The following is an 18,764-nucleotide window of genomic DNA, read 5'->3' as shown; positions in this document are numbered from 1 at the left end:
GAAGGGTTATATTCTGAGAAGCCGATGAGGGAGTCATGGAGTTTGAGCACCTTATACGTCCCTTCAACGAGCCGATGCTGGCTCTAAGCAACGCGCCCTACAGGGGAGGATTAACCAAAGCCAACGGCTTCTTCTTCATGATGGTGCACAAGGATTATGCGGGGGATTACAAAGCTGACTGCCATGCCTTTGAGATGGAACATGGGCTCAAAAACTTCGTCGGCTTCATGACGGCCGCTGACGTGGGGAAGGTTTTATCGGTGGCGAAGAACGGGAGCGTTAGGGCCTACATCACGGCTGGGATAACGAACCCTGCAATAGCGGGCGAAGTCCCTCCTCCCTGGAAACTGGGAACTATAAACCTTGCCCTTGTCATCGAGGACGGCCTGACCGTCGGTGCTATGGCCAACGCGATAATGACGGCAACGGAGGCGAAAACATACACCCTTCTAAAGCTCGGTTACAACGCCACCGGAACGACGAGCGACGGCATCGGCGTCTTCGCTTTCGAAGGCGAAATCGAGTGGGCGGGAACGGCAACGGAGCTGGGGATAAACATCGGGAAAGCCGTTAGGGAGGCACTTGAGGAGAGTTTGAGGAAGTGGGAAGCGACAAAGGTTAAATAGCTTCAGCCCCTATTAACGCTGGTGAGAGAATGGAGGACGTTGAGAGCCAGGTTGAAAGGCTCTTCCTTGATGCACAGAATCTCCTGTTGAAAATACGGTTAAAGGAACTTCGGAAGAGCAGGGTTACCCTTGAAGAGCTCATTCAACTTGCGGAAGAGGAGACTGAGTACACGGAAGACGTAGAGGACATAACCGAGATGGTACGGGAGATGAGGGAGAGGAACTATGACTACTGACCTCGTCCTCGACACGAGCGTCTTCGTGAAGGGCTTTGTTCCACCAAAGCGGAAGAAAAGGGACGAAGTTTACTACTCCCGGCTCGCGCTTCACAGAAAAGCGAAGTCCATTCTTGATGAAGTGACCATGGGTAGGATACTGCTACACGAGCCGGTTGCTATGCTTGTGGAGACGGCTTCCGTTGTCTCACGCCTCTCCAACAATCCTGCCCTTTCCAGGCTTGCGGTTAGTTTTATTACCGAACATTCCTTACTGTACTCGGACGTTTATCTCCTTGAAATCGCCATTGACCTTGGAATTACTACAAAGGCAAGCGGTTTTGACGTCCTTTTCCTAGCATGTGCAAAAAGAGCCGGTGCCAAGCTGATAACCGACGACAAAAAGATGTACGAAAAAGCGGTAAAAGCCGGGATAGAGGCTGAACTGCTCAGGGGGACGACTTCATCTCCATAAGCCTTCCGTAAAGCTCCTCGACCTTTTTGCTGACTTCTTCTGGCGAGAAGCCGGCTTTAACGGCCAGCCACGTCGCCCCTCCCGCTCCAACTCCTTCCTTGACGTAGCCGCGCTCGTAGTCTCTCAGTCCTTTAAACTCGCTCTTTGAGAAGTCAAGGTCGGCCGAATAAGTTATTATTCCGATTTCCCTCGCCGTTTCGAGGAAGGTTGCGCTCTTATCATTGACCACCCACTTCGTCGTTGCAATCATGAACCTGTTTAAATCCTCGCCGAGGGCCTTTAGGAGCGCTGAGATGGCCAGCATCTGCGTTCCTCCAGCCAGGACGACGTTCTTCCTGAAGCCGAGGGAAATACCTATCACCGTTGCCAGCATAGGGTCGCCGAACTGCCTTAGAGCTTCGAGCGGATTGTCTCTGAGCTGGCCCTTCTCAATTCCGGCCCTCTTGAAGGCCTCGCTGATTACCTTCTCCTTCAGGCTTTGAGGGTTATTGGGCGAGGCCGAACTCGTCTTAGCTTCATACCCGAGCGCCCACAGAACGGTCTGGGCAGTTGTAGTTCCGCCGGGAGTGGATTCGCCGATGACGAGTTCCTTGATTGGCATCTTGTTCAGCTCCTCGCCGAGGAGCTTGGCACGCCTGATTATCTCCCCAAACTCCGGCAGTGCAGGTTCTTTCCTAAAGTCCCTCCCGACGGCGTTGCTGATGTGGATATGGGGGACGAGCGGAGCGAGATATGTTCCACCCCTGACAACTAGAACCGGGAAGTTCGCAAGCTCCTTCGCCGCTTTGGTGATTATAGCCGGCGTCGGGTGGCCTTCAGGGGTTACGGGGATTACGTCAATAGTCAGGGGCTTCTCGTGGAAGAGGTACTCCGCATCGGCTACTGGGGTGAGTCTGGTAAGTTCGGGTGTAGCCCCGGCCACACTTATTCCCGGGACTGTGCTTATCTCCGTGTTACCCAAAACCAGCAGGAAGAGGCTCTCCATTTCAACCACCGCTGGACTTTTTATCCAAGGGTTTATATGTCCTTCGGCCAACTCCGAACGGTGGGAGAATGGGAGATGCCTTGATGGTCTTAGGAACCTCGTCCGGAGCTGGCAAGTCGCTCCTCGTCACGGCACTATGCCAGATTTTCTCGAACCTCGGCTACGACGTCGTTCCATTCAAGAGCCAGAACATGAGCCTGAACGCAGCGCCGAGCATCGAAGGGGGCGAGATAAGCAGGGCGCAGTATTTGCAGGCGATAGCGTGCAGAAAAAAGCCCAGCGTTAAGTTCAACCCGATTCTGCTCAAGCCTGAGGGCAACATGAGAAGCCAGGTCGTCTTCATGGGGAAGCCAGTGGGAAGCGTTTCGGCCAGAGACTACATGCTGTCCAAGAAGGAGGAGCTCTTCAGGAAAGCGATGACCGTTCTCAACGAGCTGAAGGAGAAGCACGACCTCGTTATAATTGAAGGCGCCGGCAGTCCGGTCGAAATCAACCTCAAGGACTACGACATAGCGAACACGAGGGTGATGCTCCACGCAAAGGCAAAGGGAATCCTCGTTACAGACATAGACCGGGGCGGGAGCTTTGCCTCGATAGTGGGCACGATGGAGCTTTTGAATGAACGCGAGAGGGAAGCGATAATCGGCTTCGTCTTCAACAGGTTCCGGGGGGATGCATCGCTCCTAAAGCCCGGCTTCGAGTACCTTGAAAAGCGCTACGGGAAGCCCACCTTGGGCGTTATCCCGTACGTCGAGCACCGCTTACCGGAGGAGGACTCCTTAGCAGAGTTTCCAAAAGTCAGAGGCGAGCTCCACATACAGGTAATCAAGCTGCCCCACATAAGCAACTTCACCGACTTTGAGCCCCTCCACTGGGCCAACGGCGTTGATTACGTCACCAAAGCGGAGGAAATCAAAGGTGATGTTATCATAGTCCCCGGGAGCAAAAACACCGTTGAGGATTTGCTCTGGATGAGGGAGAACGGAATTGAGGAGGCCGTCTTGGAGGCCCACCGCGAGGGTTCTTTCGTCGTCGGGATCTGCGGCGGCTTTCAGATGCTGGGTGAGAAGATAATAGATACTGTTGAGTCGAAGCGCGGTGAGGTAAAGGGCATCGGCCTCCTGCCTGCCAAGACAGTCTTCGAGAAAACCAAGAGGACGAACCACTTAACCGCTAAAGTTCTGTGGGGGCCGGCAAAGGGAACGGCGGTTGAGGGCTACGAGATACGCTTCGGCAGGAGCACCTCTGAGAGGCCTTTCTCAGTTATAACCGCCATCAACGGGGCGAAAACTTTCGAGCCTGAAGGTGCGATTGGCAAGAGAGCCTTTGGGACTTACCTCCACGGCATCTTCCACAACTTTATCTTCACAGAGCGCTTCCTTAACTTTCTGAGGTCTGAGAAGGGCCTTGAGCCGGTTTCGATTGAGCGGTGGAGCATAGAGGAGGAAATTGAGAGGTTCGCGGGGATTGTTGAGAGGAACCTCGACGTGGAAAGGATTTTGGGGGAGCTGGGGCTCTAAAAGTAGTCTTCCGGCCCCTCAAGCTCCTTGGGTGGGTGTCTCTTCGCCCACCAGAGCCTCAGGCGGACGTAGAGGTAGAAGCCGAGGAAAAGGAGCAGACCGGTGAGGGTTAGAACCACTGCAAAGAGCAGGAAGCCGAAGACGAACAGTCCAGCGATGATCATGAAGAGAACGAAGGCTATTGCACCCTTAAGTTCCTTGCCCCTCATCTTCCCACCAGCCTCGCTATCCCCTCGGCGAGCTTTAACTCTTCCGGTGTGTTCACGTTGAGAGCCAACAGCGGGTTGCTCAGCTCGAAAAATCGCTCTCCCTCAGTTCCGACGGCGTTGAGGCCGACTATCGCGTAGCCCCGATAAACAACAGGTCTTAAGTCCTTCGGAACGAGCTTTGGGGGAAGGACCCCCGTCAGGCTCTTCCTCCCGTCAAAGGCCTTCTCGATGGCCACTACATCACTCGCCTTCAGGAAGGGCAGATCGGCGGAAACGCTGACGAAAGGCCCGAATTCGCGAAGGAGGTAAATCAGGTCCTCAACGTAGCCGTTCCCCGGCGTCTCAACAAAGGAAATCCCCTCGCGGAGGCAGAGCTCCTTCGTTCTGGGAGTATTCCTGGAGACGGCAACGAGAACTTCTCCAACTTTTTCGGTCTCCTCGTAAACGCGCAGGAGCATCGGTCTATTTCCGACTTCCAGGACGGGCTTCTCCCGGCCCATTCTGCTCGACTTTCCGCCGGCCATGATGATTATCATGGGAGTTGATAGCGGGCAACGGTTAAAAGGCCTTCCGCCCAACTATCTCTATGCGGCTCCTCGGCATACTCCTCTCGCTCCTCATAGTTTTGGCCTCTGCCTGTCTCTCAAACGCCCCAACAGAGAAAACCAGCACGACTTTATTCCCGTCTTCTTCTCGCCCCATACCTGAGACGAGGTCTTCTCCTTTTCAGACATCGCACACCTCCTCCCCGGTTTTGTCTAATGTAACCTCTCCCAAAATGGCCCAGCAAAACGTGACATCAACGATCCAGACCACTCCAAAAGGCGAAAACTCAAGCCAAATCCAGGTTAAGGGAAGGCTGAACATTTCCTCAATTAGGAGCTGGGCGTACTGGCTCCAGAACGCGAGTCCGGAGGTTATAGCGAAGAGCGGCTTCGACTTAGTCGTCATGGACTACTCAAGGGACGGGAGCGATGAGAGGGCCTACACGCGGGAAGAAATCGAGATGATTAAGAGGACTGGGGTAATCCCCATAGCCTACATCAGCATCGGCGAGGCCGAGAATTACCGCTTCTACTGGAAAGAGGGGTGGAAAGAGAACCCTCCCGCGTGGCTCGGGCCGGAGAATCCGGACTGGGAGGGCAACTACGCCGTCAAGTACTGGGAGGAGGGCTGGAAGCAAATCATCTTTAAGTACCTAGACAAAATCATCGCGCAGGGTTTTTCGGGCGTTTATCTCGACAAGGTCGATGAGTACTGGTTCTGGGCCAAGAAATATGGGGAGAGCTGGACGGCCAGGCAGATGATTGAGTTTATCCTGGAAATAGCGAACTACACACGCTCCAAGGCAGGACCGAGCTTCATAATAATTCCCCAGAATGGGGAGTATCTGCTCGAATACGACAATGGAACGCTCCTTGAGACGGTTTCGGGCTGGGCGAGCGAGGACGTTTTTTACAACGGTCTTGAGCCGAGCCCCTGGACGGACGAAAAGGTTTCACTCCTCGACAGGGTTGTTAAGGCCGGAAAAGTTGTCTTAGCTGTGGACTACGCTGACGACGGGACGAAGAGTCAGGAGGACATGGCGAGAATCCTCGACTTTATAGAAAAGGCCCAGGATAGGGGATACCTGCCTTATGCGGCCCTCGAGGACAGGGAGCTCGATAGACTCGATGTGATTCCGGGGATTCAGCCTCCCACGTAAGCCCAAGCAAAAGCCATGACCAAAAGCGTTCCGGCCCTCGTTATCTCCGCAACCGCTCCAAGGCAGTCGCCGTTTATCCCGCCGAAGTTGCCGAGGGCAACTTTGATGGCGTAGCCCCCGAAGGCCAGACCGAGGAGCGAGACCAGGGCATTTTGCTCGTAGACAACTACAGGGGCGAGGAGGATGGCGTAGAAGATGAGCCCGCCGAGGAGCTGGCCGCTGTTCATCTTCTCCATGAAGTAGGCCCCAAGCCCTTGGCCGAGCGGTTTCTTTGTTGCCAGAGCGAGGAGCATGGCGAGCTTTGAGTTCAGCTCGGCTAACAAGAGCGCGTAGAAATGAACGAGCCCGAGCGAGTAAACCTGCAGGAGCAGAACCATTACCACGGCAAAGAGGCCGGCTATACCTGTGTTTACGTCCTTCATGGCCTTTATCTTCCTCTCCCGCTCGCCCTTGACCATCACTCCGTCGGCAAAGTCCGCCAAGCCGTCGAGGTGAAGGAGGCCAATGGTGAAGTAAAGCGCGATAACCGCTAGGACGTTCGAGAGGGGAAGCCCTAAGTAGAGGACGAGCGTTGGGAGCGCTGAACTAACCAATGCAACGAGTGGAAAGGCCCAGAACTCCTCGCGGGCTTTTTCGAAGTCGCCCTTGATTGGCACCCGTGTCAAGAACGGCAGGAGGTTCCTCATGGCCAGTCCGCCTCCGATTCGAAGAGCCTCGTCATGCAGCCCGCTATAAAGCCTCCGATGGCATCGTCCAAAAAGGGTGGTAGCTCCGCCAGAATCCCGGGCTTCCTTGTGTCGTAGTAGAAGAAGTTGAAGAGCGCCATCTTTCCGCCTATGTATTCGGCGATGTTTATTCCAATCAGCTCGTCCGCCACTAAATTCACGGGGTCGCCTTCGACCGTGAAGTTCTCCTCAAGCAGGAGAGCTGAAAGAATTAATGCCTGAACGTTGATGTCGCTCAAATACTTCAGCATCAGCTCATGAAGTTCTTCTTGAATCTTTTCCCGCTCCTCACCTATGTAGAGCTCCAGAGCCGTGTCGAGCAGGGAGTCGAGGGTTATGCCTTTTGATTCGATTTTTTTGAGGATTTCTTCAGCCCTCATTCTCCCACCAGCCTAAACTTTAACCAGTAATACCTCTCGCTTTCCTCAGTTGAGAACACCTCAAGGACGAAGCGTTCCTGGAAGAGAGGAGCTCTCAAAACGACCGTGTGGAACTCTCCCATCTCTCCGATCGGGTCAACACTGGGATTTGAATCGAGGAAAAGCTCTAAATCCCTAACCGAGCGGAAGGTGTAGCCAAGCCACGCTCTGTCGAGCTTCTCCTTGTTGACCGCGATCATCGCGTATTCAAAGCCAGCCTCAAGCATTTCAACGGCGAGCTCCTCCGTGTCCCGTTCCCAGAGGGGTTCAAATGGAGTCACACCGGCCTTACGGGCGAGACGCTCAACCCATCTCAGGTGATCCTCAAGCAGAACGTCTCCCGCTATGATGTAATCCACGCCGAGAGAGCCTATAAACTCCGCCAAAGCATCGCTTCCCTTTGCCATGTCAAAAGTGAGCAGTTTTTTCCCTATTGCTCCGGCGAGTGTTTCTAAAGCTCCGAGATTTTCCCTGTGGGGTGAGAGGCCTATTGTGGTTTTCAGCGTGAGCAGATAGGGGATTTTAATCCCTTTTCTCTCCGCAAGATGGACTGCGTAAAGCCCGTCCTTTCCACCGGAAAAGAATGCAATTCCCTCTTCGTGAGACATCGAACCACCAAACCTATAAACCCTCTGGACTTTTTATCCATTATGCTCCTGCCGTTTGAGAACCTCAAAAAGGTCGGTGGGGTCTACACAAACCCCGCCAATCTTAAAGTAATTCCGTTAGCCCTCCGCGACTGGAGGGATTTCCTGAGCTTGGACGAGAAGACCTACGGGGTCTACGCGAGAACGATATACAACCCCGGTGAGCGTTTCCTCGTCGTGAACAGGGAAGACGAAAGAACAGCCCGGGAGCTGGGAGGCCTCTACCAGGAGCTTCTCAAAGACCCCCTGAGGTTCTGCCGCGAGGAATACCACCGCTATCAGCTCAGGGTGGGCGAGTTTGAAGGCCTTCCCTTCGCCAACGGCTGGCCCGGCTCGGGGGTTGCCCTCGTTGGAGAGGCACCGGGAAGGAAGGGCTGTGGAAAGACCGGGATATGCTTCTACCGCGACGCATCGGGAATGCTGCTGAGGAAGACGCTCTTCACTCTGGGTATCAACCCGGACTTTGTCTACATAACCAACGTCGTGAAGTGCAACCCTCCGGGCAATAAGCTGAAGGGTTTTGGCAAAGGGGAGCTCGAACTCTTGGAGAAGGAGCTTGAAATTTTGAGGCCTAAATCAATTTTCGCCATCGGCAGAACCGCAGAGAAGGCCCTGAAACGGCTCGGCTTTGAGTTCAGGTACCTCAAACATCCGGCATGGTACGTGAGGAGGGGGATCAGAGAGCCGAACGAGGAGATGCTGGAGGAGTATTCTGCCATAGGGGAGGTTTTCGGAGAATGGAGGTTCTGACGGTTTTTCTTCTGGCTTTGCTATGGGACCTACTCCTTGGGGAACCGCCAGCACTAGCTCATCCCGTGGTGTGGTTCGGAAAGATGGCGGGCTTTCTTGACAAAAGGTGGAAAAGAAAAAGCCCTCTCCCCGATTTTATCGCCGGAACACTGGTTGCCCTCATCGTTGTCATCTTCGCCTTAGCTCTCTCGCTTATTCCTCCTTACCTCCCCTCCCCGCTGGGCTACGCCCTTGCGGTTTACCTCCTCAAGAGCTCCTTTGCGATAAGAAGCCTTCATGAGCACGTCGTGAGGACGATAACTGGGGACATCGGGGAGAAGCGGAAGGCCGTCTCGATGATAGTGAGCAGAGACACCAGAGCCCTCAACGAGGCCCACCTCAACTCTGCAGCGATAGAAAGCCTCGCCGAGAACCTCAACGACTCAGTAATCGCCCCGCTGCTCTACTTCCTCCTCTTTGGCCTTCCGGGAGCTCTGCTCTACCGTGCGGTGAACACGCTCGATGCGATGCTAGGTTATCGGAACGAGCGCTATGAATATTTTGGAAAGTTTTCCGCCAGGTTGGATGACCTCCTCAACTTCATCCCGGCCCGCTTGACGGTTCTCCTCTACATCCTCCTTGGTGGAAGGAGGGTTTTGAAGTATTACCGCCTTGCGCGCTTTAAACTCAACTCCGACAAGCCGATGGCTGCCATGAGTGCAGTTCTCGGTGTCTGGCTTGAGAAGCCGGGCGTTTACCGGTTCCCGGGGAGGGAACCGGGGAACGAAGACATAGTGCGTGCTTTGAGGGTTTACTGGTTGGTCGTTTCGGAATGGGTAATTACCATAGCCCTACTCCTTGCAACGGGGGTGGTTCCATGCTTGAGCCCGTGAGGTTCTCGACATACCACGGCGGTGCCAGGGAAGAAGGTTTGCTGGACTTCTCGGCATCACTAAACCATTATCCACCGGAGTGGCTCGACGAGATGTTCGAGCGTGCCAGGGGGATAAGCAACCGCTATCCCTACTACGCGGGGCTTGAGGAGGGATTAGGAGAGCTCCTCGGTGAACCCCTTACCGTAACGGCTGGAATCACCGAGGCGCTCTACCTCCTCGGCATCCTCACGCTCCGCGGGAGAAAGGTCGTAATCCCGCGTCACACCTACGGCGAGTACGAGAGAGTGGCGAGAATTTTTGGAGCAGAGGTCATCAAAGGCCCGAACGAGCCTGAGAAACTCGCGGAACTCGTCGAGAGAAACTCCGTTGTATTTTTCTGCAACCCCAACAATCCCGACGGAAGATTCTACCGCGTCAGAGAGCTTAGACCCCTTCTCGACGCTGTGGAGGATAGAAAAGCCCTCCTCGTTCTCGACGAGGCCTTCATAGACTTCGTTGAAAAGCCGGAAAGTCCCGAAGGAGAGAACGTTGTAAAACTCAGAACCTTCACCAAGAGCTACGGTCTGCCCGGAATAAGGGTGGGCTACGTCCTTGGTTTTAAAGAGGCCTTCGGGAGCGTCAGAATGCCCTGGGGCATAGGCTCGACGGGGGTTGCCTTCCTTGAGTTTCTCCTCAAAGACGGCTTCGAACACTTAAGAAAGACCATGCCCCTAATCTGGCGGGAGAAGGAGAGGATTGAGCGGGAGCTGGGCGTTAAGAGTGACGCCAACTTCTTCATAAAAAACGTCGGCAATGCAGGGGTAACCGTCGAACGGCTGAAAGAGAGGGGGATCCTCGTAAGGAACTGTGAGAGCTTTGGCTTACCAGAGTTCGTTCGCTTTTCGGTCAGAAGGTCAGAAGAGAACGATAAACTGATTGAGGCCTTCCGAGAGTTGGAGGTAGAATTTTAAACCTGAACCTACATTCATTTTTGGTGGTGCGATGCACGAGCTCTACACAGTTCTGGCGGAGTATTACGATACCATCTACCGTCGAAGGGCCGAGCGGGTTAGAGATGAGATTGACTTTATGGAGGAGCTCTTCAGGAAAGAGGCTGAACGGGAGGTAAAGAAAATCCTCGACCTCGCCTGCGGAACCGGAATCCCGACGCTCGAACTGGCGAGGCGCGGTTATAACGTGGTCGGTCTCGACCTCCACGAAGAGATGCTGACCGTCGCGAGAAGAAAGGCCGAAAGGGAAGGGCTTAGCGTCGAGTTCATTCAGGGGGACGCGCTTGAGAGTGATTTTGAGGAAGAGTTCGACGCGATAACGATGTTTTTCTCCTCAATTACCTACTTCGATGATTCCACAATTCATGAATTATTCAATTCTGTAAAACGAGGCCTGAAACCGGGCGGGCTTTTCATCGCCGACTTCCCGTGCTGGCACTATGGCGGAAGCTCTCCGGTAGTATGGGACGAGCGGAAGGGCGATGAGCGGTTAATCATAACCGACTGGCGCGAGGTCGAGCCTGCTTTTCAAAAGCTCCGCTTCAAGAGGCTGGTTCAAATAGTTAAGCCCGACGGGAGCGTTAGGGCCTTCATGGTGGACGATGAGCTCAACATCTACACTCCGAGGGAGATGAGGCTTTTGGCGGGGAAGCACTTCAGAAAGGTCAAAATCTACGGAGATGGACACGAGCTGAGGCCCAACGACAGAAGGTACTGGCTGGTGGCGGTTAAGTAGCCAAAACTTTTTAAACCCCTGGCTCATTTCTATACCCTGGTGGTGCCTATCGTCCACCGTAACGCCGATTTCGACCCATGAATTTCATGCGTTCCGCGCTTCTTGGTTAGTCCTTACTCCGGCACCACCGGCGTTGCTAAGATTTTTAAGCCGCCCTTCTGAGGGTAACCCATCTTCAAAAAACAGAAAGGGTGATGCCTATGCTTCCCAAGACCTACGACCCGAACGAGATTGAGCCGAAGTGGCAGAAGTTCTGGCTTGATGAGAAAATCTACAAGTACGAGCTCGACGAGAAGAGGCCGAGCTATGCGATAGACACTCCGCCCCCGTTCACAAGCGGAACGCTCCACCTTGGTCACGTGCTCAGCCACACCTGGATTGATATCATAGCGCGCTACAAGAGAATGACCGGCTACAACGTGCTCTTCCCCCAGGGCTTTGACAACCACGGCCTCCCGACCGAGCTGAAGGTTGAAAAGGAGTTCGGAATCAGCAAAGATCAGCCAGAGAAGTTCCTCCAGAAGTGCGTCGAGTGGACCTGGCAGGCCATCGAGGCGATGAGAAACCAGTTCATCAGGATAGGCTATTCCGCTGACTGGGATCTGGAGTACCACACGATGGATGACTGGTACAAGGCTGCCGTTCAGAAGTCCCTCCTTGAGTTCTACGAGAAGGGCATGCTCTACCGCGACAAGCACCCGGTCTACTGGTGTCCGCGCTGCAGGACGAGTCTGGCTAAGGCTGAAGTCGGCTATGTTGAGGAGGACGGTTACCTCTACTACATCAAGCTCCCGCTGGCGGATGGAAGCGGCTATGTGCCAATAGCAACCACGAGGCCCGAGCTGATGCCGGCCTGTGTTGCTGTCTTCGTCCACCCGGAGGACGAGCGCTATAAAGATGTAGTCGGCAAGAAGGTAAAGCTCCCGATATTCGAGAGGGAAGTGCCTGTTATAGCCGATGGGGACGTTGACCCCGAATTTGGAACCGGTGCGGTCTACAACTGTACCTACGGCGACGAGCAGGACGTCGTCTGGCAGAAGCGCTACAACCTGCCGGTTATCATAGCAATCAACGAGGACGGCACGATGAACGAAAACGCCGGCCCCTATGCCGGCCTTAAGACGGAAGAGGTCAGAAAGAAAATCGCCGAAGACCTCGAAAAGATGGGTCTGCTCTACGACAAGAAGAAGGTCCACCACCGCGTGCTGAGGCACACCGAGAGGAGCTCCTGCATGGCACCCATCGAGCTGCTCCCCAAGACCCAGTGGTTCATCAAGGTGAAGGACTTCACGGACGAGATAGTGAAGGTCGCCGAGGAGATAAACTGGTATCCAAGCGATATGTTCCTCCGCCTGAAGGACTGGGCCGAGAGTATGGACTGGGACTGGGTCATCAGCAGACAGAGGGTCTTTGGAACGACGCTCCCGTTCTGGGTCTGCAAGAACGGCCACGTGGTTCCGGCGAGGGAAGAAGACCTTCCGGTTGATCCGCGCTTCGACAAACCTCCAGTTGAGAAGTGCCCGGTCTGCGGTGCAGAGCTTGAGCCCGTAACTGACGTCCTCGACTGCTGGATAGACTCAAGCATAACCCCGCTCATCATAACCCGGTGGCACGAGGCCATGAAGGGCGACGAAGAGGCCAAGCGCTGGTTCGAGCACAACTTCCCGACCGCGCTCAGGCCGCAGGGAACGGACATCATAAGGACGTGGGCATTCTACACGATATTCAGAACCTATAAGCTAACCGGCGAGAAACCTTGGAATGATGTCCTCATCAACGGAATGGTCGCCGGCCCGGACGGCAGAAAGATGAGCAAGAGCTACGGCAACGTGGTTGCACCGGACGAGGTCATACCGAAGTACGGCGCCGATGCGCTCCGCCTCTGGACGGCCCTGGCACCGCCCGGCGAAGACCACCCGTTCAAGTGGGAGACGGTGGATTACAACTACCGCTTCCTCCAGAAGGTCTGGAACATCTACCGCTTCGCCGAGAGGCACCTTGAAGGCTTTGACCCCGCCAAAGCTCCGGAAGAGCTTGAGCCGATCGACCGCTGGATACTCAGCAGGCTCCACAGGCTGATAAAGTTCGCCACCGAGGAGATGGAGCGCTACCGCTTCAACCTGCTCACCAGAGAGCTGATGACCTTCGTCTGGCATGAGGTGGCCGACGATTACATCGAGATGATCAAGTACCGCCTCTACGGCGACAACGAGGAGAGCAAGCTGAAGGCGAAAGCGGCACTCTACGAGCTGCTCTACAACGTGATGCTCCTCCTCGCTCCGTTAGCCCCGCACATAACCGAGGAACTCTACCAGGAGATGTTCAAGAGGCACATCGGTGCCAAGAGCGTGCACCTCCTTGAGTGGCCGAAGTATGACGAGGGCAGGATAAGCGAGGAGGCTGAGAAGCTCGGAGAGCTGGCCAGGGAGATAGTCGGTGTCATGAGGCGCTACAAGAACAGTCACGGCCTCGCTCTGAACGCCAAGCTCAGACACGTGGCCATCTACGCCACCGACTCCTATGAGGCCCTGAAGGCCATCGAAAAGGACATCGCCGGAACCATGAACATCGAGAGGCTGGAGATAATCCAGGGCGAGCCGGAACTCGAGGAGCGCATCATTGAGATAAAGCCCAACTTCAGGACGGTTGGGCCGCGCTACGGCAAGCTCGTGCCGAAGATCACCGCCTACCTCAAGGAGAACGCGGAAGAGGTTGCAAGGGCCCTCAAGGAGGCCGGAAAGGTCAAGTTCGAGGTTGGCGGAGAAAAGGTCGAACTAAACAAGGACGACGTTGTCATCAGAAAGGCAGTGTTCAGCGAGGGCGAAGAGGTCGAGACGGCAGTTGTTGGGGATGCGGTGGTAGTGTTCTTCTGACCCCTTTCTTTTCATTCTCCGATTTCTACACAGGATAAAAGAAAGCCTCAGCAGTTATAGCACAGCATCGCGGCCTTTTTGAGCAGAATCACCCTGTAAAGCTTTCCGTTTATTATCCTTGCGTTGGAAATCTTGTTGAGGTGGTGTATCCTCTTCTTCTCAAGCGCTATTAAGTCCAGCTCCCTCAGCACCTTCACGAAGTCCTCCCAGCGGATCTTGAGCCATCTGGAGTATTCATCGAAAAGCTCCTTCTCGATGACCCTGTAGGTCTTGCCGTTCACTTTGTATCTGATCGCCCTCTTGGGTAGCTCCTTCCTCAGGCGCCAGCGGGCGTGGAGGGGTTCTTGAAACTCGTAAACTGCCTCGTCCATCGACTTCCCTTCCACCATCATCTTGAGGATTATCCCCAGAATCCGGTTTATCCTGTCGGGGACGCCGACGATGTCGCCTTTGAGAACGATCTTCCTTCTGCGGACCTTAATACCAGCCCTCTCAAGCTCTTCTCCTATCTTGGGCGTGGTCTTCTTCTTGTTCCCACCGGTGTCGACGATGCCGCCGATTATGAAGGCCCCCACGTCAAAATCCTTCTCGCTCAGAACCTCCTCCGCCCAGGGGTCAAGGAGAACAACCTCGTCGATGTCCTTTTCCTTCAAAAATTCTGCCGTCGGTCCGGCATAGGGGGTTATCCTGTCGATGGGACCCTTGAACATCCTTTTGAACTCGTCGTTCGCCCACGTTACGGCGAGCTCCCTTCCGGTGTAGTAGTCCCTCAGAAGGCCGTAGCTCTGACTCACTTGCAGGCAGACCTTGCCCTTCTCCTTCTGGGTGTGCTTGTCCCAGTGGTAGAGGTCAATTATGAAGTACGGCCACTCGGGGAGCTTTGAGCGGAGCTCCTCCGGCGAGAGAACCATCTCGAACTTCTCCGTCATGCACAGCGGGGCGTAGGCGTAATGAGAGCCCTCAACGCGGTTGCCGTTCAGGTCCCAGGCCACTGCAGTCTTCTCAGGAACGCGGAATACTGCCCCCTTCCCGTTGATTATCTCCACTGCCACGTCCTGGAGCTTGTTCTTTGACTTTCTAAAGCGCTTTGAGAGCACCCCGAAGCTCTCGATCCCCTTCTCCTTCAAGGCTTCCCTGAAAACCTCGGCGAGCGTTTTCATGGCCATCGATTGAGGGTCGGGCGGAGGTTTAAAAAGTTTGCCTAAAGAACTGCAGAATTCTGGTGCCCCGGCCGGGATTTGAACCCGGGGCGCGGGCTCGAAAGGCCCGCATGTTTGACCGGGCTACACCACCGGGGCTCGATATTAGGGAAGGGAGAGCGTTTAAAAATCTTTCGTTGGGGTAGTTTTTTAAATTCCTTCCCAAATCCCCTCCTGATGCTCGCGGTTAAAGTCCCCAAGCGGGAAGCTGAGAAAGTCAGAAGAAAACTGATCGAACTCGGCCTCTTGGCTAAAGGATACGCCGTCAGAAGAGAGGGCGAGTTCGTACTCTTCCCCGTCACAGAGCCGGTTGAGGGCTTCGAGCTCATTGAGGCTGACTTTGAAAGGCTTGAGAGAAGACCCCACAGCTACCGCGAGGTCGTTGAGGTTCCCGAGAATGTTAGACCGCTCCTCCCGAGCTCCTTCGACATAATCGGTGACGTAGCGATAATCGAGCTACCTGAAGAGCTGATGTCCTATGGAAAAGTTATTGGAGAGGCCATCCTCAAGGTTCACCGGCACATAAAGGCCGTCTTTGCCAAAGGGAGCAAGGTTTCCGGGGAATACCGCGTGAGGGAGCTGGTTCACCTCGCCGGCAGGAGGAGGACTGAAACCCTCCACCGCGAGAACGGGATAAGGCTCAAGCTCGACGTTGCCAGGGTTTACTTCTCCCCCCGCCTGGCCACGGAGCGGATGAGGATTTTCGAGAAGACCCGGCCGGGGGAGATTATATTTGATATGTTCGCCGGGGTCGGCCCGTACGCGGTGCTTCTGGCCAAGAAGGCAAAGCTCGTCTTCGCCTGCGACATCAACCCCTGGGCAATTCGCTACCTTGAGGAGAACATCAGACTGAACAAAGCCAACAACGTCGTGCCGATCCTCGGAGACGTGAGGAAAATAGCCGGAAAGCTCGAAGCTGACAGGGTGATAATGAACCTCCCCAAGTTCGCCGACCGTTTTCTGAGGGAGGCAATGCTGAGCGTTAAGCCTGGTGGAATTGTCCACTACTACGGCTTTGCTCCAGAGGAAGACCTGTTCTCGGAGCACGAGGCGAAGATAAAGGCGGCCGCAAAAGAGCTCGGCTTCACCGTCAAGTTCCTGGAGAAGAGGAAAGTCCGCCCCTACGCGCCGAGGCAGTTCAACATCGCGATTGACTTTAAAGTCATGAAGTAGTGTTTTGTGGGAAGAACAAGATTTTTAAAAGGAATGTTTTATACATAAAACATGATTGAGCGTGAAACGTGGGAAGAGATCATATCGGACTACCTTGAGCTCAGGGTTAAGTACGTTCCCAGGCAAATCGAAGTTAAACTCCCTAAAACTAGAGCTCTCGCCATCGTTGGGCCCCGAAGAGCTGGAAAGACGTACTTCCTGTTCCAGCTATGGGATGAGCTTGACGGGGAGAGGAGGAGAAGTCTCTATATCAACTTCGAGGACCCAAGGCTCGTCGGGGCAACTGCAAACGACCTCATGGAGATGCTGAGGGTTTACTACTCCCTCGCCAGCCTTCCAAAGGGGGAAAAGCTCATTTTTCTGCTCGATGAGATTCAGGCCGTTGATGGATGGGAACGCTTCGTTCGTTACCTCCTCGACAGGGGACATGGAGTTATCCTGACGGGCTCTTCCTCAAAGCTCCTCTCAAAGGAGATAGCGACCGTTCTGAGGGGCAGGGCAATAACGCTCCATCTTTACCCATTCTCCCTGGGAGAGCTCACAGGACTCAACATTGGTAGGGAGCTCCCAACCCTCGAAGTTCGGGGGAAAACTCTTGGCGTTTTAAGGGAGTGCCTTGAGTGGGGAGCTTACCCGGAGGTGGTTTTACAGCCCGAATTGAGAAGGGAAATCCTCCGCGAGATTCTCGACGTTACAATTTACCGGGACATCGTGGAGCGCTGGCGCGTTGACAACCTTAAAGCTCTCCGCTTCCTCTTCAAGCTCCTCGCGAAGTCGAGCCACACCTCTGTGACAAAGCTCCACTCCACAATGAAGAGCCTTGGACTCGCTGTGGGAAAGCCAACCCTGGCGAACTACGTTGAATACCTCAACGATGCCTTAGTTCTCTTCCCGCTCAGGGCCTACGTTAAATCTGAAAAGAAGAAGGAACTGCTTGGTTTCAAGCCGTACTTCGTGGACAATGGCCTGCTCGGCGTTCTGGGGGTTAAGGACAGGGGAAAACTCCTGGAGAACCTCGTTTTCACGGAGCTCTTAAAGGAAGGCCTCGAACCAAACGAGGACCTGTTCTTCTACGTCACAAAATCGGGACACGAGATTGACTTCATACTCCCCGAAGAGGAGCTGATTCAGGTAACGTGGAAGCTTTCCCCAGATAATGAGACGAGGGAGCTTTCACCCCTAATCGAGGCATCGTTCGAGACGGGAATCGAACGGCTAACGATGGTCACCTGGGAGAGAGGAAAAACGATCAAAATCAGAGGAAAAACGGTTCGCGTCGTTACCCTCGAAGAATGGGTGAAAGATAGGGAAAAGTAGTCACTTCCCAGCTATCTTTACGTTCTCGAACTTCACGAATGGTGTTATGATGGTGGTCATGAAAGGCATTACGGTCTGCTCCTTCGTTACCTCCGTGGCGCTCTTCAGCAGTTCGTAGACGTTGCCCGCAACGAGGAAGACGCTGGCGCCCTTTACTTCTCCGTCCTCGATGAGGAAGGCAGGGTTTGCGGTCACCGCGAAGTTTCCGTTGTCCGGGTTGCTCGAGTGCGCGCCCTGGAAGCCGTCCACGAAGTAGCCGTGCTCGATTTCCGCTATGACCTCCTCCAGCGGGCGCTTCCCCTTCTCGATGACCACGCTGTGGAAGCCTATGTTTATGCCACCGCTCCTTATGTCCCTCTTGCCGTTTCCGGTGCTCTCGGTGCCGTGGACTTTGGCCCAATAGTTGTCCCAGACAAAGCCCCTGAAGGTTCCGTTCTCGATGAGGACGTTTTTCCTCGTTGGAACACCTTCACCGTCCGCTATAACTGGCTCGATGGCCAGCTCGTGGAACGGGTCGTCGTATATCGTGAGCACGTCGCTGGCTATCTTCTCTCCTACCTTCCCTGCCAGCGGTGTCGTTTCCTTAACCAGGCGCTCACCGCTGAAGGCTGGGAAGAGAGCATAGCTGAAAAGTCCAGCAATCGCCCATGGGCCGAGGATTATTGGAACCTCCTCGTTTTTGCTGGCCTTGACGTTGTAGGCCCACTTGACCTTCTGGACGGCCCTTTCTACGACTCCCTCAACATCGAGCTCTAAGCTGCGCTTCGCGTCGAAGTCAAAGATGCCGGGCGTTACGACGTCACCTTTCCTGCCGACCAGCTCTAGGAACAGAAACGCCGCACCGCCCTCCTGGGAAACGTCTACCCCGTGGGAGTTGACGATGTGCCTCTCCTCCCACGAAACGCCGCCCTCTCCTCCTGCAACCACAACGTGCTCATCCTTCTCGCGGGCGAGCTTTATTGCCTTGACGAGCATCTCGACGAGCCCGTCTGGGGAAGCATCTTTCAGCTCGTAGTTCGGCTTCGGTTTCTCAAGGTATTTTCCTGGCTCTGGAAGCGAAACCCACTTCTCGTCCCTGCTGTTGAGCCTTGCCATTTTAGAGGCATGCTCAATGGCTTCCCTTATCTTGGTTGGCTCGTCGCTGTCCACTATAGCCAGGCCGAGGCGCTTGTCCTTGATTCCTCGGATTATCGTCAAAGCCCCGCTCCTCGTTGAGGCCATTGAAATCTCATTCAGCTCTACACTTGCGCTAACGTCACGGGAGCGGTAAAGGGCAATCTCCAGCTCGTCGAAAAACTTCTCACCGTACCTTATGAGTTCCTCCAT

20 protein-coding genes and 1 tRNA gene are annotated in these 18,764 nt (G+C 54.6%); 12 read left to right on the top strand and 9 right to left on the bottom strand.

All coding sequences use genetic code 11. The features are described from left to right. The first annotated feature begins 35 nt into the window (after nt 1-35). The 3 genes from TIRI35C_RS05485 to TIRI35C_RS05475 are packed head-to-tail and all read left to right on the top strand — an operon-like array spanning nt 36 to nt 1,316. Nucleotides 36-626, top strand: coding sequence for an adenosylcobinamide amidohydrolase (locus TIRI35C_RS05485; protein ID WP_188202052.1), 591 nt, complete (start codon nt 36-38; stop codon nt 624-626). 29 nt (nt 627-655) lie between these two features. Continuing rightward, nucleotides 656-862, top strand: coding sequence for a hypothetical protein (locus TIRI35C_RS05480; protein ID WP_188202051.1), 207 nt, complete (start codon nt 656-658; stop codon nt 860-862). After that, a complete protein-coding gene (locus TIRI35C_RS05475; RefSeq protein ID WP_188202050.1) occupies nt 852-1,316 on the top strand; it encodes a type II toxin-antitoxin system VapC family toxin in 465 nt (154 codons plus the stop codon). Before TIRI35C_RS05480 ends, TIRI35C_RS05475 begins: the two co-directional genes overlap by 11 nt. Here TIRI35C_RS05475 and cobT read toward each other — a convergent pair. Continuing rightward, nucleotides 1,291-2,301, bottom strand: coding sequence for a nicotinate mononucleotide-dependent phosphoribosyltransferase CobT (gene cobT / locus TIRI35C_RS05470; protein ID WP_188203058.1), 1,011 nt, complete (start codon nt 2,299-2,301; stop codon nt 1,291-1,293). The two genes, TIRI35C_RS05475 and cobT, sit on opposite strands and share 26 nt — an antisense overlap. Before the next feature lie 68 nt (nt 2,302-2,369). On the opposite strand from cobT, the gene TIRI35C_RS05465 reads away from it, so the two are divergent. Then, nucleotides 2,370-3,821: a cobyric acid synthase gene (locus TIRI35C_RS05465; protein WP_188202049.1), complete on the top strand. Its 1,452-nt coding sequence runs from the start codon at nt 2,370-2,372 to the stop codon at nt 3,819-3,821. Here TIRI35C_RS05465 and TIRI35C_RS05460 read toward each other — a convergent pair. Together TIRI35C_RS05460 and TIRI35C_RS05455 are read right to left on the bottom strand one after the other, a co-directional pair. Continuing rightward, nucleotides 3,818-4,030: a hypothetical protein gene (locus TIRI35C_RS05460; RefSeq protein WP_188202048.1), complete on the bottom strand. Its 213-nt coding sequence runs from the start codon at nt 4,028-4,030 to the stop codon at nt 3,818-3,820. The two genes, TIRI35C_RS05465 and TIRI35C_RS05460, sit on opposite strands and share 4 nt — an antisense overlap. After that, nucleotides 4,027-4,566, bottom strand: a complete 540-nt coding sequence (locus tag TIRI35C_RS05455) for an NTP transferase domain-containing protein (protein WP_188202047.1) — start codon at nt 4,564-4,566, stop codon at nt 4,027-4,029. The genes TIRI35C_RS05460 and TIRI35C_RS05455 overlap by 4 nt, the downstream gene beginning before the upstream one ends. 50 nt (nt 4,567-4,616) lie before the next feature. Between TIRI35C_RS05455 and TIRI35C_RS05450 the strand changes: the two genes are divergently transcribed. After that, nucleotides 4,617-5,735 (top strand): MJ1477/TM1410 family putative glycoside hydrolase, encoded by a 1,119-nt coding sequence (locus TIRI35C_RS05450; protein ID WP_188202046.1) that lies wholly within the window; start codon nt 4,617-4,619, stop codon nt 5,733-5,735. Here the strand turns inward: TIRI35C_RS05450 and cobS are convergent. From cobS to TIRI35C_RS05435, 3 genes are read right to left on the bottom strand one after another with little or no spacing between them, the layout of a single operon-like run. After that, nucleotides 5,720-6,421, bottom strand: a complete 702-nt coding sequence (gene cobS / locus TIRI35C_RS05445) for an adenosylcobinamide-GDP ribazoletransferase (RefSeq protein WP_188202045.1) — start codon at nt 6,419-6,421, stop codon at nt 5,720-5,722. The two genes, TIRI35C_RS05450 and cobS, sit on opposite strands and share 16 nt — an antisense overlap. Next, entirely contained in the window at nt 6,418-6,840 is a 423-nt protein-coding gene (cobZ, locus tag TIRI35C_RS05440) for an alpha-ribazole phosphatase CobZ (RefSeq protein WP_188202044.1), read from the bottom strand. Before cobZ ends, cobS begins: the two co-directional genes overlap by 4 nt. After that, on the bottom strand, nt 6,837-7,487 hold the full coding sequence (locus TIRI35C_RS05435) for a PAB0415 family putative ATP pyrophosphatase (protein WP_188202043.1): 651 nt from the start codon (nt 7,485-7,487) through the stop codon (nt 6,837-6,839). Before TIRI35C_RS05435 ends, cobZ begins: the two co-directional genes overlap by 4 nt. A gap of 42 nt (nt 7,488-7,529) precedes the next feature. Between TIRI35C_RS05435 and TIRI35C_RS05430 the strand changes: the two genes are divergently transcribed. The 5 genes from TIRI35C_RS05430 to TIRI35C_RS05410 all read left to right on the top strand — a co-directional run bounded on the left by TIRI35C_RS05430 (nt 7,530) and on the right by TIRI35C_RS05410 (nt 13,749). After that, nucleotides 7,530-8,276, top strand: coding sequence for a uracil-DNA glycosylase family protein (locus TIRI35C_RS05430; RefSeq protein WP_188202042.1), 747 nt, complete (start codon nt 7,530-7,532; stop codon nt 8,274-8,276). Then, a complete protein-coding gene (gene cbiB / locus TIRI35C_RS05425; RefSeq protein ID WP_188202041.1) occupies nt 8,264-9,148 on the top strand; it encodes an adenosylcobinamide-phosphate synthase CbiB in 885 nt (294 codons plus the stop codon). Before TIRI35C_RS05430 ends, cbiB begins: the two co-directional genes overlap by 13 nt. Beyond that, complete coding sequence (locus TIRI35C_RS05420; RefSeq protein WP_188202040.1) at nt 9,133-10,101, top strand: aminotransferase class I/II-fold pyridoxal phosphate-dependent enzyme; 969 nt, start codon at nt 9,133-9,135, stop codon at nt 10,099-10,101. The genes cbiB and TIRI35C_RS05420 overlap by 16 nt, the downstream gene beginning before the upstream one ends. Before the next feature lie 31 nt (nt 10,102-10,132). Further along, complete coding sequence (locus TIRI35C_RS05415) at nt 10,133-10,876, top strand: class I SAM-dependent methyltransferase (protein ID WP_188202039.1); 744 nt, start codon at nt 10,133-10,135, stop codon at nt 10,874-10,876. A gap of 200 nt (nt 10,877-11,076) precedes the next feature. Continuing rightward, on the top strand, nt 11,077-13,749 hold the full coding sequence (locus TIRI35C_RS05410; RefSeq protein WP_188203057.1) for a valine--tRNA ligase: 2,673 nt from the start codon (nt 11,077-11,079) through the stop codon (nt 13,747-13,749). A 47-nt stretch (nt 13,750-13,796) separates the two neighbouring features. Here the strand turns inward: TIRI35C_RS05410 and trm10 are convergent, their stop codons facing one another. Together trm10 and TIRI35C_RS05400 are read right to left on the bottom strand one after the other, a co-directional pair. Then, nucleotides 13,797-14,909: a tRNA (guanine(9)-/adenine(9)-N1)-methyltransferase gene (gene trm10, locus TIRI35C_RS05405; protein ID WP_188203056.1), complete on the bottom strand. Its 1,113-nt coding sequence runs from the start codon at nt 14,907-14,909 to the stop codon at nt 13,797-13,799. A 60-nt stretch (nt 14,910-14,969) separates the two neighbouring features. Further along, nucleotides 14,970-15,047, bottom strand: a tRNA-Glu gene (locus TIRI35C_RS05400). A 78-nt stretch (nt 15,048-15,125) separates the two neighbouring features. Between TIRI35C_RS05400 and trm5b the strand changes: the two genes are divergently transcribed. Together trm5b and TIRI35C_RS05390 are read left to right on the top strand one after the other, a co-directional pair. Continuing rightward, nucleotides 15,126-16,121 (top strand): tRNA (guanine(37)-N1)-methyltransferase Trm5b, encoded by a 996-nt coding sequence (gene trm5b / locus TIRI35C_RS05395; RefSeq protein ID WP_281400522.1) that lies wholly within the window; start codon nt 15,126-15,128, stop codon nt 16,119-16,121. A 51-nt stretch (nt 16,122-16,172) separates the two neighbouring features. Next, nucleotides 16,173-17,438, top strand: coding sequence for an ATP-binding protein (locus TIRI35C_RS05390; RefSeq protein WP_188202038.1), 1,266 nt, complete (start codon nt 16,173-16,175; stop codon nt 17,436-17,438). Here the strand turns inward: TIRI35C_RS05390 and TIRI35C_RS05385 are convergent, their stop codons facing one another. Then, on the bottom strand, nt 17,439-18,764 hold the full coding sequence (locus TIRI35C_RS05385; protein ID WP_188202037.1) for a TldD/PmbA family protein: 1,326 nt from the start codon (nt 18,762-18,764) through the stop codon (nt 17,439-17,441).

This window comes from Thermococcus camini, from assembly GCF_904067545.1.
GTDB lineage: Archaea > Methanobacteriota_B > Thermococci > Thermococcales > Thermococcaceae > Thermococcus > Thermococcus camini.
Note: the sequence above shows the minus strand (reverse complement) of the source record. Positions and strands in the feature narration are given on the sequence as shown.